Here is a 13,891-nt window from a genome sequence, read left to right on the forward strand (position 1 = left end):
GCCGGGCACGTCCTAGGGTTACTGTGTGAACGAGCTCGACGTTGTGGGTGTCCGGGTGGAAATGCCCTCCAACCAACCGATCGTGCTCCTGCGTGAAGTGGGAGGCGACCGGTACCTCCCCATTTGGATCGGACCTGGGGAGGCGACCGCCATTGCCTTCGCCCAGCAGGGCATGGCCCCGGCGCGGCCGCTGACCCACGATCTCTTCAAGGATGTCCTTGAGGCGGTGGGTCAGGAGCTGACCGAGGTCAGGATCACAGACCTGCGTGAAGGGGTCTTCTACGCGGAGCTGGTCTTCGCCAGCGGTGTCGAGGTGAGCGCCAGGCCGTCCGACGCCATAGCGCTGGCACTGCGCACGGGTACGCCGATCTACGGCAGTGACGGGGTGCTGGACGACGCCGGTATCGCCATCCCGGACGAGCAGGAGGACGAGGTGGAGAAGTTCCGCGAGTTCCTCGACCAGATCTCGCCGGAGGACTTCGGAACCAACAGTCAGTAGTGGCCGCCGGTGAGTCCCGAGCCGGGCTCCGTCAGCACATTCGGTCAGCCCTTCCCCGAAAAGGGGCACGGGAAACCACTCTCAGGGTGATTATCACTCGGCGTGGCGAGTGTGGCGATCGTTGACGCACCCCGGGTGACTGCCTACCTTCGACAAGGCAGGTCTAGGACGGAGGGGTCGGCGTGAGAAGCAGCGGCGACAGTACGGCGGCGGGCGGTCCGTATCCGCTTCACGGCAGTGCGGCCGACCCCGGTGCGGAGACGGTCGGATACCGCGGCCCGACCGCGTGCGCGGCGGCCGGCATCACCTACCGCCAGTTGGACTACTGGGCCCGTACGGGACTGGTCGAGCCCAGCGTGCGTCCGGCATACGGATCGGGTACGCAGCGGCTGTACAGCTTCCGCGATGTGGTCGTCCTCAAGATCGTGAAGCGGTTCCTGGACACCGGGGTCGCGCTCCAGAACATCAGGGCGGCCGTCCAGCATCTGCGGGACCGGGGTTTCCAGGATCTGGACCGTATGACGCTCATGAGCGACGGTGCGACCGTCCATGAGTGCTCCTCGCCCGACGAGGTCGTGAGGCTGCTCCAGGGCGGCCAGGGCGTCTTCGGGATCGCCGTGGGCGTGGTGTGGCGGGATGTCCAGGCCGCGCTGTCGCAGCTCCACGGGGAGCGCGTCGACACCGGCGAGACGCTGATCGGTCACAATCCCGCGGACGAGCTGGCGCGGCGGCGCCGGGACAGGGCCGTCTGAGCGCGGGACGCCGGGCTTCGACTTCCGCCGGGAGACTGTCCGGGGCCGGAATTCCCGGCCGATTGTCAGTGGTGTGAGGCAGCATCGGTGGTGTGAGATCCACGCCGACGATCCTGCATCTGGACATGGATGCCTTCTTCGCCGCCGCCGAGCAGGCGGCGAAGCCGAGTCTGCGCGGAAAACCGGTGGTGGTGGGCGGTCTGGGCCCGCGCGGGGTGGTCTCGACCGCCTCGTACGAGGCACGGCGGTTCGGGGTGCATTCGGCGATGCCGATGGCCCAGGCGAGACGGCTCGCGCCGAACGCGGCGTATCTGGTGCCGCGGTTCTCGCTCTACCGCACGATCAGCGAGCAGGTCATGGAACTGCTCGGGAGACTCTCGCCGCTGGTGGAGCCGCTGAGTCTGGACGAGGCCTTCGTGGATCTGGAGGCCGGCGGATCGGCCCATGACACGGCCTCGGCGCTGGCGGCCGGTGAGCGGCTGCGGGGGGACATCAGGGCGGTCACCGGGCTGACCGGCTCGGTGGGGCTCGCCGGGTCCAAGATGCTGGCGAAGATCGGCTCGGAGCAGGCCAAGCCCGATGGACTCGTTCTCATCGAGCCCGGTACGGAGCGCGAGTTGCTGGGGCCGATGCCGGTGCGGACGCTGCCCGGGGTGGGGCCCGCGACGGGTGAGCATCTGCGCCGGGCCGGGATGACCACGGTCGCCGAGCTCGCCGAGGCGGGCGAGGACGAACTCGTACGGCTGCTGGGCAAGGCGCACGGCGCCTCGCTGTACCGGATGGCGCTCGGGCACGACGACCGGCCGGTGGTGTCGGAGCGCGAGACCAAGTCCGTGTCGGTCGAGGACACCTTCGACGTCGATCTGCACGACCGGGTGCGGGTGCGCGTGGAGGTGGAGCGGCTCGCGGACCGGTGTGTGCAGCGGCTGCGGGCGGCCGGGCACTCGGGACGGACGGTCGTGCTCAAGGTCCGGCGGTACGACTTCTCGACGCTGACCCGTTCGGAGACGCTGCGCGGGCCCACGGACGACCCCGGGGTGGTGCGTGAGGCCGCGGGGCGGCTGCTGGAGTCGGTGGACACGACCGGCGGGGTACGGCTGCTGGGGGTGGGCGTGACGGGCCTCGCGGACTTCACGCAGGAGGATCTCTTCGCCCAGGCCGCCGCGGCCGAGCGGCCCGCCGTCTCCACTCCCGCCGCCCAGGACGAGCCGGTGGAGCCCGTGGGATCACCGCCGGAGGGGGACGGGAGCGCCCCGGCCCAGGAGCCGGAGGCACCGGCCGAGCGGCGCTTCCCGGCCGGACACGATGTGCTGCACGCCGTGTACGGCGCGGGCTGGGTGCAGGGCAGTGGGCTGCGGCGCGTGACCGTACGGTTCGAGGAGCCGGGATCCGCGCCAGGGCGGGTGAAGACGTTCTGGGTCGACGATCCCGAGCTCGCGCTCTCCGAGCCGCTGCCCCTGGTGCCGGAGCCGCCGGGATCGGTCCGGCCCGGACAGCCGGAGTCCGGACGGTCGTCCTCGCCCCGGTCGTCCCTGTCTCAGTCGTCCTGGCCGGCCAGCCGTCCGAAGTCGCGTTCGGAGTCCCGTTCGGACAGCGACGCGGGCCGCTCCGGTGGTTCCGGCTCCGGCTCGGGCAGCGCGAGACCGTAGTGGTGGTAGAGCTGGAGCTCCTGCTCCGGGGAGAGATGGCGGCCGACGCCGAAGTCGGGGGCGTCCTTGATCAGCGCGCGCTCGAAGGGCACCTGGAGCGCGTCGTTCACCAGCGTGCTGGGTGCGAGGGGGACGAAGGCGTCACGGCTGAAGAGCCCGGTACGGACCGCCGCCCACTCCGGTACCCCGGTGGCGTCGTCCAGATACACCTCGTCCACCGTGCCGAGCCTGTGGCCATCGCGGTCGAACGCCTTGCGGCCTATCAGACTGCGCGGATCGATATCGGTCTCCACGGTCCCTCCAACTGGTCGCACATGCTCGTAACACTACAAAAGTGCACAACCGGGGCGTCGGCCACTCGACAGTCGTACGGAAGTCCTCGCTGGTAGTCTGGCGATGGCTGCTGACCCCGTGCGGGAGAGTCCTCCGGTGAACCGACCGGAGGCGCCGAAGGAGCAAATCCTCCCCGGAATCTCTCAGGCCCCCGTACCGCGCGGACGAGGTCACTCTGGAAAGCAGGGCGGGCGTCGGACGGCATCCGCTCTCACCGACGGTGAAAGCCGGCCCGCCGCGGGGCGGACCGGTGAAGCTCTCAGGTTGAGATGACAGAGGGGGAGGCCGTCCGGGCACCCGCGTCCTGGTGCCCCTCGTAGGTCGTGTCGGACCAGGAGGCCTCCCGATGACCGCCCACCGCATTCCGCTCGCGCAGCTTGAGCGAGGAATCCCCTTCGAACAGCGCCACATAGGGCCCGACGCCGGGGCGCAGGCGAAGATGCTGGCGCAGGTCGGCTACGGCTCGCTCGACGAGCTGACCACCGCCGCGGTGCCCGACGCGATCAAGAGCGCGGAGGCGCTGAATCTCCCCGGCGCGCGCACCGAGGCCGGGGTCCTCGCCGAACTGCGCACGCTCGCCTCGCGCAACGCCGTGGTGGCGCCGATGATCGGGCTCGGCTACTACGGCACGTTCACGCCGCCGGTGATCCTGCGCAATGTGATGGAGAACCCGGCCTGGTACACCGCGTACACGCCGTATCAGCCGGAGATCTCGCAGGGGCGCCTGGAGGCGCTGCTGAACTTCCAGACCGTCGTCGCCGAGCTGACCGGTCTGCCGACCTCGGGCGCCTCCCTGCTGGACGAGGGCACGGCGGCGGCCGAGGCGATGGCGCTCGCCCGCCGCGTCGGCAAGGTCAAGGGCGGTGTCTTCCTGGTGGACGCCGACGCCCTGCCGCAGACCGTCGCCGTGATCAGGACCCGCGCCGAGCCGACCGGTGTCGAGGTCGTGGTCGCCGATCTGAGCGAGGGCATCCCGGCCGAGGCCGCCGAGCGGGGTGTCTTCGGTGTGCTGATCCAGTACCCGGGCGCCTCCGGTGCCGTACGGGACATCAGGTCCGTCGTGGAGGAGGCGCACGGCCTCGGCGCGATCGTCACCGTCGCCGCCGATCTGCTCGCGCTGACCCTGCTCACCTCGCCCGGCGAACTGGGCGCGGACATCGCGGTCGGCACCACCCAGCGCTTCGGTGTGCCGATGGGCTTCGGCGGACCGCACGCCGGATTCATGGCCGTCCGGGAGAAGTTCGCGCGCAGCCTGCCGGGCCGGCTCGTCGGGGTCTCGGTGGACGCCGACGGGAACAAGGCGTACCGGCTGGCGCTCCAGACCCGCGAGCAGCACATCCGCCGCGAGAAGGCCACCAGCAATATCTGCACCGCGCAGGTGCTGCTCGCCGTCATGGCGGGCATGTACGCGGTCTACCACGGCCCGGAGGGGCTGCGGGGCATCGCCCGGCGCACCCACCGGTACGCGACGCTCCTCGCCGAGGGCCTGCGCGCGGGCGGGGTCGAGATCGTGCACGACGCGTACTTCGACACCCTCACCGCCCGGGTCCCCGGCCGGGCCGCCGAGGTGGTCGCCGCCGCCCGCGAGGACGGTGTCAATCTCCATCTCGTCGACGCCGACCACATCTCCCTCGCCTGTGACGAGACCACCGGCCGCGCCCAACTGACCGCCGTGTGGACCGCCTTCGGTGTCGACGGTGATCTCGACGCGCTGGACGCGACGACGGACGACGCCCTGCCCGCGGCGCTGCTGCGCACCGACGACTATCTGACGCACCCCGTCTTCCACCAGTACCGCTCGGAGACGGCGATGCTGCGCTATCTGCGCAAGCTCGCCGACCGCGACTACGCGCTGGACCGCGGCATGATCCCGCTCGGCTCCTGCACGATGAAGCTGAACGCGACCACCGAGATGGAGCCGGTCACCTGGCCCGAGTTCGGGGCGCTGCACCCCTTCGCGCCGGCCGAGCAGGCCCAGGGGTATCTGACGCTGATCAGGGAGCTGGAGGAGCGGCTCGCCGAGGTCACCGGCTATGACGCGGTGTCCCTCCAGCCCAACGCCGGTTCGCAGGGCGAGCTGGCGGGGCTGCTGGCCGTACGGGCCTACCACCGGGCCAACGGCGACACACAGCGCACCGTCTGTCTCATCCCGTCCTCCGCGCACGGCACCAACGCCGCGAGCGCGGTGATGGCCGGGATGAAGGTCGTCGTCGTCAAGACCCGTGAGGATGGCGACGTCGATGTGGAGGATCTGCACGCCAAGATCGCCCAGCACGGACCCGAACTGGCCGTTCTGATGGTCACCTACCCGTCCACGCACGGGGTGTTCGAGGAGCACATCCGTGACATCTGCGCGGCCGTGCACGACGCGGGCGGCCAGGTGTACGTGGACGGCGCGAACCTCAACGCGCTGGTGGGTCTCGCCAAGCCCGGCAGGTTCGGCTCCGACGTCTCGCATCTCAATCTGCACAAGACGTTCTGCATCCCGCACGGCGGCGGCGGCCCCGGGGTCGGTCCCGTGGGGGTACGGGCGCATCTCGCGCCGTATCTGCCCAACCACCCGCTCCAGCCCGCGGCGGGCCCCGCGACGGGTGTCGGCCCCATCTCCGCGGCCCCCTGGGGCTCGGCCGGCATTCTGCCGATCTCCTGGGCGTACGTACGGCTGATGGGCGGCGAGGGACTCAAGCGCGCGACCCAGGTCGCCGTGCTGGCCGCCAACTACATCGCCAAGCGGCTGGAGCCCCACTACCCGGTGCTCTACACCGGTCCCAACGGGCTGGTGGCCCATGAGTGCATCATCGATCTGCGTCCGCTCTCCAAGGCCACCGGTGTCAGCGTCGACGACATCGCGAAGCGGCTGATCGACTACGGCTTCCACGCGCCGACGATGTCCTTCCCAGTGGCGGGCACGCTGATGATCGAGCCCACCGAGAGCGAGGACCTGACCGAGATCGACCGCTTCTGCGAGGCGATGATCGCCATTCGCCGGGAGATCGAGAAGGTCGCGTCGGGCGAGTGGCCCGGGGACGACAACCCGCTGCGCAACGCCCCGCACACGGCGGCGGCGCTGGGTGGTGCGTGGGAGCACCCGTACGGCCGTGACGAGGCGGTTTTCCCGGCCGGGGTCTCCGCGGCGGACAAGTACTGGCCGCCGGTCCGCCGGATCGACGGTGCGTACGGCGACCGTAATCTGGTCTGCTCCTGCCCGCCGGTGGACGCCTACGACCACGCACACTGACGCCTGCGGCGCGGGCGGATGAGGACGGCGCGGGTGCGTCGTACGTCCGTGTCACACGTCGGGGCCGGTGCGGAGGAGGATCTCCGGGCCGGCCCCACTCATCTCTTGGCGGCCCGGAGGCCGCCCGGCGGCATCAGGCCGCCGTCACGACCTGTTCGGTCCGCAGCGGCCGGTGCGGGGCGATGATCTTCCCGTCCGGCAGCAGTTCACCGGTGTCCTCGAAGAGCAGGACGCCGTTGCACAGCAGACTCCAGCCCTGCTCCGGGTGGTGTGCCATCAGTCGTGCGGCGTCGCGGGCGGCGGAGTCGGCTGTCGGGCAGGCTGGTTGATGCTGGCACATGGGCGAGTTCTTTCGCTGTGTCGTGGTGAGTGTCCTGCGGCTCGATGTGGTCATGGCCGCCCCCCGTATCTGTTTGGTCCAGTCCTAGTGTTGCCCTACAGATGGCAATCCGCAGGGATTTCGCGGCAGCTCTTCCTTCTGCTTAAGGACGTGTCACCCAGCCGGACGGTTCAGTTCAACTGGACTGTCCTTTCGGGTGGTTCAGGGTGACCTGAGATGACTACTCCGCATGGGCAAAAGAGTGCCCCGCGACCGAAGGGGCCGCGGGGCACATAAGCAGGACGCCGAGAACGTACGGAAGAAACGCCGAAGCGCTTCAGGCCGGAGTACGCAGCAATGGAGCCGGAGCGAGTCTCAGTCCGATCATCGGCAGCAACTCCGTCACCCGGTGCGGACGGTGGGCGGCGAAGCCCGGCGGGGCCGGGGCGAGGGGAACCAGGATGTCGGTCGGCGCGGGTGCGCCGGTGGAGGCGTCCGCCTCCGTGTCGCCGTGCAGCCAGAGCGTGAGCATGTACAGCTCGGGGACCGACAGCAGCCTCGGCTGGTAGGCGGTCCCCAGGGTCTCCGCCTGGCGGAGCGCACGCTCCGTGGCGGCGATGTACGGGCCTTCGAAGAAGCGCGAGAAGGCCCAGCCGTCCGCGGTGAGCATGGTGTCGGCGGCGGCCACGGCGCGGTCGCCGCTGTGGATCAGGAACCGCCAGCCCGCCAGTCTGGTCTGCGGTGTGCGGCCCTCGGCGGTGCCCTTGTGGCTTGCCGGGGTGACATGACTGAGCACATGGACGGGAAGCGGCAGTTCGGCGCTCAACGGTCCCTGGACGGACTGGAGAGCGGGGGTGCGGGCATCGCGCACGGCGGTAGGGGAACCGAGTGCCGCGAGAACGCTGCGCAGCGCGGGCGCGGGAGCCGGGGGGACATGCAGCGGCATGGTGGGTTGCCTCTCACTTCTGGAGACAGGGTGATGCGTGAGGTGGAGCGTGGGCGGTGCGGACGTCACTGTCAGCAACCAAGGTCAGAGGTCGGCTCAAGGTCGGGACGTGACCGGACACCGGCTCTCTGCCTCGTGAGCGAAGTTTATACGACACGTGTTCACGGCATGTTTCTGCTAGCTCTCACAGATATTGCGGGCAAGACATATTCCGGTCCATCTTCCTGCGGACTTCCTGTTGATAAACAGTGAAGGCAGGCGCCTGGCCTGGGATTATTCACCCGGTGGGGTCGGCCGAAACTCGCCGCCGTTTTCCGCGGCCCATCGGGCGGCGCAAACGGAACCTGACCGCCATGCCATAGGAATGTGCCGCGCGACTCCTGTAGGCACTCTACCGGTCGCCGGGTGCGCGTGGGGCGTTACGGATCACCCAGTCTGGGCATTATCGATCGTGACGCGAGCGGCGGACGCCGCGGCTGCCCACTCGAGGAGGGACGCTTCGATGGGGGAGAAGGTCGACCCGGACGGTTCCGACCTGTCCGATCGGCGGAAATACCGCAGGAAGCTCCAGCAGTGCCTGGCGGTGCTGGGGCGGCTCCTGGCGGAGGAGAGGTTCGACCGGCCCAAGAATCTCATGGGTCTTGAGATCGAGCTGAATCTGGCGGGCTCCGACGGGATGCCCCGGATGATGAATGGGGAGGTGCTCGCACGTATTGCCAGCGGTGATTTCCAGACCGAACTCGGAATGTTCAACATGGAAGTAAACGTAGCGCCGCACCGGCTCTCAGGAAGAGTTTTCGATCAGCTTGCGGAAGAACTGCGCGCCGGTCTTGGATATGCCCACCGGAAAGCGAGCGAAGTCGATGCGGGCATCGTGATGATCGGAATTCTTCCGACGCTAGGCCGGCATGACGTGGTCTCCGCGAATCTGTCGGACGTCCACCGCTACACCCTGCTCAACGATCAGATGGTGGCGGCCAGGGGCGAGGATTTCACCCTGGACATCGAGGGCGTCGAGCGGCTCACATGCACCTCGTCCTCCATCGCTCCCGAAGCCGCCTGCACCTCCGTGCAGTTGCACCTCCAGGTCACGCCCGACCGGTTCGCCGATGTGTGGAACGCGGCGCAGGCGATGGCATCCGTGCAGGTGGCACTGGGTGCCAACGCGCCGTTCCTGTTCGGCCGTGAGCTGTGGCGGGAGTCCAGGCCGCCGCTGTTCGAGCAGGCCACCGACACCCGGCCGCCGGAGCTGAAGGCGCAGGGGGTGCGCCCCAGGACCTGGTTCGGGGAGCGCTGGATCGAGTCCGCGTACGACCTGTTCGAGGAGAATCTGCGCTACTTCCCGCCCCTGCTGCCGATCTGCGACGACGTGGATCCGCTGCGGGTGCTCGACGAAGGAGGCATGCCGGAGCTTCAGGAACTGACACTGCACAACGGCACGGTCTACCGCTGGAACCGTCCGGTGTACGAGGTCGCCGACGGCGCACCGCATCTGCGGGTGGAGAACCGGGTGCTGCCGGCCGGTCCCACCGTGACCGATGTGATCGCCAACGCGGCCTTCTACTACGGACTGGTGCGCGCGCTCGCCGAGGACGCGCGGCCGGTGTGGACCAGACTGCCCTTCGCCGAGGCCGCCGCGAACTTCGACACCGCGTGCCGTCATGGCATCGACGCCGAGCTGCGCTGGCCGCGCCCGGGGCGGGCCGCCGGGATCACCACCGTGCCGGTGGTCAAGCTCGTACGCGACGAGCTGCTGCCGCTCGCCGCGGCCGGGCTCGACGCGTGGCAGATCGAGCCCGCGGACCGGGACTTCTATCTCGGGGTCATCGAGGGACGGTGCAACCGGCGGATGAACGGGGCCTCGTGGCAGGTGGAGACCTTCCACCAGGCGCTGGAGTCCGGTCTGGAGCGGGACGCCGCGCTCGCGGCCACCACCCGCCGTTACGCCGAGCTCATGCACCGAGGGGAGCCGGTGCACACCTGGCCGGTGGGGCTGCCAGCCCCGGCCGCCGGGAGGCCGGGATAAGGCGGAGAGGTACGAGGAGGGGCGGTACGGGGCGCTACGGGGCGGGTGGCGGTTGGGCGCGTGGGACGGGCGGCGGTCGGGTGCGTGGGGCGGGCGGCGGTCGGGTGCGTGGGGCGGGCGGCGGCGGGGTGCGTGGGACGGACGGCGGCGGGTCCGGCCCGGCAGGCCGGGCTCAGGACTCGTGGAGGTGGCCGACCGCCATGATCGCCCGCAGGATCACGGCCCGGATGTCGGCGGGGTCGCTCACCTCGTACCCCGCCCCCTCCGCGGCCCCGGCGATCTGGTCGACCTCACGCCGGTCCGCGTCGGGTCCCACGGCGATCGCGATCAGCGGCACCGGGCGTCCGGGGTCCACGAGGTCCCTGAGCCGCTCGATCAGTTCGCCGCGGGAGATGCCGTCGTCGTCCTGGTTCGAGCCGTCGGTGAGCAGGACGACCGCGTTGAACTTGCCCTGTACGTAGCCCGCCTGGGCCTCCTTGTAGGCGGCCAGGGCCGTGTCGTACAGACCGGTGTCACCGTCCGGGATGGGCTTGAGCGCGGTGATGGCGTCCGACAGCCGTTCGCGGTGGGTGCGGCCCTTCACCGGGGCGCCGAGCCGGACCGTCTCCGTCAGCTTGCGGTAGTCCTTGGAGCCGTCCAGCCGCGTACTGAACTCCCACAGGCCGATCTCGTCCTCGTGTGTGAACGTGGCGAGGGCTTCGAGCAGCGAGGCCTTGGTGACCTCCATCCTGCTCTGCCCCTTCCGTCCCGGCACGGGCGCCGTCATCGAGGCCGAGGCGTCCACGACCGTCGTCAGCCGGGCGCTCTGCACCGTCACCGTCCACAGACCCAGGGCCTGCTGGACCGCCTCGGACGACGGCGGGGCGGTGTCGCCCGCCGCGAACGGCTGCGGGGAGCGCCCGCCCGCCGTACGGACCAGCGCGGCCGGCACCCGCGACTCCGCCGCGTCCGCCACCCGGAAGCCGTGCCGCTCCAGCGTCCGGTACGAGGACTTCTCGCCCAGCAGCAGCATGAACCGCATGGCGGCGCGGCTCTGGTCGGTGGTCAGCTTGGTCACATCGACCAGGTTGTACGGATAGTCGAGCGCGGGCGCGCCGTCGGTGGGATAGAAGAGACTGAGATTCGGCGAGCCGTCGCCGGCCGAGTTGTGGGCGTAGGCCGCCTGTTCCGAGAGCAGTACCGCCTCGTTGGGCCGTGGAGCGCCCTTCCCACCGCCCGAGCCGTTCCCGGCCGAGTCGTCGCCCGCCGAGTCGTCGGCCGCGAGCGTTTGGAGCACCTGGGCGTCGGTGTCGGAGACGCGCCGGGTCAGGAGTTTGGCGGTGGCGGCGGTCCGGGTGTCACTCTTCGGCGCCTCCTGCCGGGAGGACTCGGAGATGCTGCTGAGCGCGAGCAGACCGGTGGCGCTGCGCGCCGGATCCGCCGACCCGAGGAGCAGCCGGTCCGTCTCGGTCGCCATCGCGGCGAGACCGGCCCAGGTATAGGTCTTCCGGGGCCAGCCCAGCGCTCGCGCCGACGCCGGCACCGCGGCCAGGGTCACCGGTGAGCCGGCCACATTGCCGGCCGGGGTCAGCGCGACGCCGCCGCTCGCGGTCGTGGCGCGGTCCACCCAGACATCGGAGTCGGGCACCCATATCTGGAAGTCGGGGACGGCGGTGCCGGCCGCGAGCAGGTCCGCCACCTTGTAGTTCTCGCGGGCTTCGACCCGTACGTCGAGACAGCGGCCGTCGGAGGTCACCTGGTCCCGGCGGGCGCGGTCCGCGACGGCGCGCAGGGCCGGGGCGATATCGGGCGAGGCCACCAGATCCACCCGGACCGGAGCGCGCTCGCAGGGGCCGGCGAAGGAGAGCAGTCCGCTGCCCACCGCGATCCCGGCCCCCGCCGTCACGGCGAGGACGAGCGAGACGGCGATGGCGACGCGGCGGCGGCGGCGCGGCGAACCGGCCCTGCCCGCTCTCCTCACGGGCTGGTGGGGCAAGCTGTGACGTCCCATGGTCCCCGGCCTGTCGTACGCGATCTTCGTACCTGCATTCGAGACCCTAGCGGCACCGCGCACGGCATGGGGCGGGAATGGCGTGGGACGGGATACTCACTTGGAGGCGGGCGTGCAGGCGGAGGCGGGACGGGTGGCCGGGTCTTTTCCCGAGGAGGCCATCTCACGGAGGACTCTGCGGACCGAGACGGTGCTCGTGCTGGCCCTGTCGCTGGGCGCGAGCGGGGTGTCCGCGCTCATCAGTTTCATCGGCTCGCTGACGAGGCCGGGGGCGCTCAGTGACCAGGCGGCCACGCTCAACTCGTCGGCGGCCCCCGGGCGGCCCTGGCTCGATCTCGCCTGGCAGCTCTTCGGGATCACCACCGCCCTGGTGCCGGTCGCGCTCGTCGCGCATCTTCTGATCAGGGAGCGCAGCGGACTGCGCGCCATCGGCTTCGATGCCCGGCGGCCCTGGTCGGATCTGGGCCGGGGAGCGCTGGTGGCGGCCGGTATCGGCAGCGCCGGACTGGCGTTCTACCTGGTGGTGCAGGCCGTCGGATTCAATCTCACGGTGGTGCCGGAGTCACTGCCGGACGTGTGGTGGAAGTTCCCGGTCCTGATTCTCTCGGCGGTGCAGAACTCCGTACTGGAGGAGGTCATCGTCGTCGGATATCTGCTGCGCAGACTCGGACAGCTCGGGTGGACTCCGATGGCGGCGCTGGCGGCCAGCTCGGTGCTGCGCGGCTCGTACCACCTGTACCAGGGGATCGGCGGCTTCGTGGGCAACATGGTGATGGGCGTGGTGTTCGTGCTGCTCTACCGGCGGTGGGGGCGGGTCGGTCCGCTGGTGGCGGCGCACGCGCTGCTCGACATCGGGGCGTTCGTCGGGTACGCGCTGCTGGCGGGGAAGGTGGACTGGCTGCCGACGGTGTAGCGGCCACGGAAGCGGCGCCGGCGGACGTAGCTGAGGGGCGTACGGGAGACTCCGTACGCCCCTCAGTGCTGTGGCCGTCCTCCGTGGCGGGTGTGCGTTCCCGCGCTTCGGATCAGGGCCTCTGGTCAGGGGGAGGCGAGCAGTTCGCCGTCGATGACGGTCACCGCCCGGCCGGTGAGCAGTGTCCGTCCGCCGCGCGACGAGGTACGGACGAGTCCGGTACGGGCGGATGCCTGGAGGCCGGTCAGTTCCGTACGGCCCAGCCGCGCGGACCAGAACGGAGCGAGCGCCGTGTGCGCGCTGCCGGTCACCGGGTCCTCGTCGATCCCGACCCCGGGGAAGAAGCACCGGGAGACGAAGTCGTAGCCGCTGCCCGGATCCTCGGCGGCGGCCGTGGCGATGATGCCGCGCCGGGAGGAACCGACGAGGGCGGCGAAGTCGGGGACGAGGGAGCGCACGGTCCGCTCGTCGGCCAGCTCGACCAGCAGATCGCCGACCTGCTCGGAGGTGTCGTGCACCGAGACCGGCCAGGCGCCGAGCGCGTCCGCGACCTTCTCCGGGATCTCCACGGGAGTCAGTGACGACGTCGGGAAGTCGAGGGTGAAGGTGCCGTCCTCGTCCGCCGTGGCACCGAGCACACCGGAGCGGGTGGCGAAGCGTACGGAGTTCTTCACACGTCCGGTGGAGCGCAGCACATGGGCGGTGGCCAGCGTGGCATGGCCGCACATGTCCACCTCGACGGCCGGTGTGAACCAGCGCAGCGCCCAGTCGGCGTCGCCACCGGGCGGCAGGGGGTGGGCGTAGGCCGTCTCCGAGAGGTTCACCTCGGCCGCCACCCGCTGGAGCCACCCGTCGTCGGGGAAGCCGTCCGAGTCCAGGAGCACGACTCCGGCGGGGTTGCCCGCGAAGGGGCGGTCGGTGAAGGCGTCGACGATTCGAATCCGCATCTTCCGAGCCTAGGCCCTGTCCGCTCCTGGAGGCGTACGCGCGGGGAGCGGCATGGGCACCCGTGCCGACACGGGTGGGGGCGGGCGGGACGGGTGCGGTGGCGGACCGTCTGACTCATCTCGGTGAATTCGACCGCCCAAGGGACGGCGGGGCTCGGCGCTGGTGCTCGCTCACCTGCTACCGGCTCTCCCGAGGTTGGCCCGAGAAACCGAAGACACACAACTGACCGTGGCCCCCGGGTTGGAAGTCTTCGACCGTGTTCAGATCAGCTGGAAGCC

The 13,891-nt window shown here is 70.4% G+C and carries 11 protein-coding genes and 1 riboswitch; of the genes, 6 read left to right on the plus strand and 5 right to left on the minus strand.

What is annotated here, in order from left to right; all coding sequences use genetic code 11:
• Nucleotides 1-25 precede the first annotated feature (25 nt).
• The 3 genes from OG214_RS32460 (at nucleotide 26) to OG214_RS32470 (ending at nucleotide 2,900) form a co-directional block, all read left to right on the plus strand.
• Nucleotides 26-499 (plus strand): bifunctional nuclease family protein, encoded by a 474-nt coding sequence (locus tag OG214_RS32460; RefSeq protein WP_006123076.1) that lies wholly within the window; start codon nucleotides 26-28, stop codon nucleotides 497-499.
• 182 nt (nucleotides 500-681) lie between these two features.
• Complete coding sequence (locus OG214_RS32465; RefSeq protein WP_363081655.1) at nucleotides 682-1,251, plus strand: MerR family transcriptional regulator; 570 nt, start codon at nucleotides 682-684, stop codon at nucleotides 1,249-1,251.
• Nucleotides 1,252-1,343: 92 nt separating this feature from the next.
• Nucleotides 1,344-2,900: a DNA polymerase IV gene (locus tag OG214_RS32470; RefSeq protein ID WP_405986718.1), complete on the plus strand. Its 1,557-nt coding sequence runs from the start codon at nucleotides 1,344-1,346 to the stop codon at nucleotides 2,898-2,900.
• Here the strand turns inward: OG214_RS32470 and OG214_RS32475 are convergent.
• Nucleotides 2,789-3,193, minus strand: a complete 405-nt coding sequence (locus tag OG214_RS32475) for a PRC-barrel domain-containing protein (RefSeq protein ID WP_363081653.1) — start codon at nucleotides 3,191-3,193, stop codon at nucleotides 2,789-2,791. The genes OG214_RS32470 and OG214_RS32475 overlap by 112 nt on opposite strands.
• A 111-nt stretch (nucleotides 3,194-3,304) precedes the next feature.
• A riboswitch (glycine riboswitch) is annotated at nucleotides 3,305-3,402 on the plus strand.
• A 177-nt stretch (nucleotides 3,403-3,579) separates the two neighbouring features.
• On the opposite strand from OG214_RS32475, the gene gcvP reads away from it, so the two are divergent.
• Nucleotides 3,580-6,471 carry an aminomethyl-transferring glycine dehydrogenase gene (gene gcvP, locus OG214_RS32480; RefSeq protein ID WP_405986719.1) on the plus strand — a complete coding sequence of 964 codons (2,892 nt, stop codon included), beginning with the start codon at nucleotides 3,580-3,582 and terminating at the stop codon, nucleotides 6,469-6,471.
• Between the two features lie 133 nt (nucleotides 6,472-6,604).
• Here the strand turns inward: gcvP and OG214_RS32485 are convergent, their stop codons facing one another.
• Both OG214_RS32485 and OG214_RS32490 read right to left on the minus strand, forming a co-directional pair.
• Entirely contained in the window at nucleotides 6,605-6,811 is a 207-nt protein-coding gene (locus OG214_RS32485) for a DUF5999 family protein (RefSeq protein ID WP_363081660.1), read from the minus strand.
• Nucleotides 6,812-7,127: 316 nt separating this feature from the next.
• Nucleotides 7,128-7,736, minus strand: coding sequence for a hypothetical protein (locus OG214_RS32490; RefSeq protein WP_363081651.1), 609 nt, complete (start codon nucleotides 7,734-7,736; stop codon nucleotides 7,128-7,130).
• A 502-nt stretch (nucleotides 7,737-8,238) separates the two neighbouring features.
• Here OG214_RS32490 and OG214_RS32495 point away from each other — a divergent pair.
• The gene (locus tag OG214_RS32495) at nucleotides 8,239-9,762 is read left to right on the plus strand and encodes a glutamate--cysteine ligase (RefSeq protein ID WP_382855159.1); all 1,524 of its coding nucleotides are present in this window, start codon (nucleotides 8,239-8,241) and stop codon (nucleotides 9,760-9,762) included.
• 172 nt (nucleotides 9,763-9,934) lie between these two features.
• Here OG214_RS32495 and OG214_RS32500 read toward each other — a convergent pair whose 3' ends face one another.
• Nucleotides 9,935-11,752 (minus strand): VWA domain-containing protein, encoded by a 1,818-nt coding sequence (locus OG214_RS32500; protein ID WP_405986720.1) that lies wholly within the window; start codon nucleotides 11,750-11,752, stop codon nucleotides 9,935-9,937.
• 112 nt (nucleotides 11,753-11,864) lie between these two features.
• On the opposite strand from OG214_RS32500, the gene OG214_RS32505 reads away from it, so the two are divergent.
• Nucleotides 11,865-12,665 carry a type II CAAX endopeptidase family protein gene (locus tag OG214_RS32505; protein ID WP_363081659.1) on the plus strand — a complete coding sequence of 267 codons (801 nt, stop codon included), beginning with the start codon at nucleotides 11,865-11,867 and terminating at the stop codon, nucleotides 12,663-12,665.
• A gap of 125 nt (nucleotides 12,666-12,790) precedes the next feature.
• Here the strand turns inward: OG214_RS32505 and OG214_RS32510 are convergent, their stop codons facing one another.
• The gene (locus tag OG214_RS32510; RefSeq protein WP_405986721.1) at nucleotides 12,791-13,612 is read right to left on the minus strand and encodes a PhzF family phenazine biosynthesis protein; all 822 of its coding nucleotides are present in this window, start codon (nucleotides 13,610-13,612) and stop codon (nucleotides 12,791-12,793) included.
• Between the last annotated feature and the right edge of the window lie 279 nt (nucleotides 13,613-13,891).

Source organism: Streptomyces sp. NBC_00872 (assembly GCF_045161915.1).
Classification (GTDB): domain Bacteria; phylum Actinomycetota; class Actinomycetes; order Streptomycetales; family Streptomycetaceae; genus Streptomyces.

Coding starts and splice junctions, on each gene's coding strand:
- OG214_RS32490 (WP_363081651.1), bottom strand. CDS start 7,736: ATGCCGCTGCATGTCCCCCCGGCTCCCGCGCCCGCGCTGCGCAGCGTT.
- gcvP (WP_405986719.1), top strand. CDS start 3,580: ATGACCGCCCACCGCATTCCGCTCGCGCAGCTTGAGCGAGGAATCCCC.
- OG214_RS32500 (WP_405986720.1), bottom strand. CDS start 11,752: ATGGGACGTCACAGCTTGCCCCACCAGCCCGTGAGGAGAGCGGGCAGG.
- OG214_RS32485 (WP_363081660.1), bottom strand. CDS start 6,811: ATGTGCCAGCATCAACCAGCCTGCCCGACAGCCGACTCCGCCGCCCGC.
- OG214_RS32495 (WP_382855159.1), top strand. CDS start 8,239: ATGGGGGAGAAGGTCGACCCGGACGGTTCCGACCTGTCCGATCGGCGG.
- OG214_RS32510 (WP_405986721.1), bottom strand. CDS start 13,612: ATGCGGATTCGAATCGTCGACGCCTTCACCGACCGCCCCTTCGCGGGC.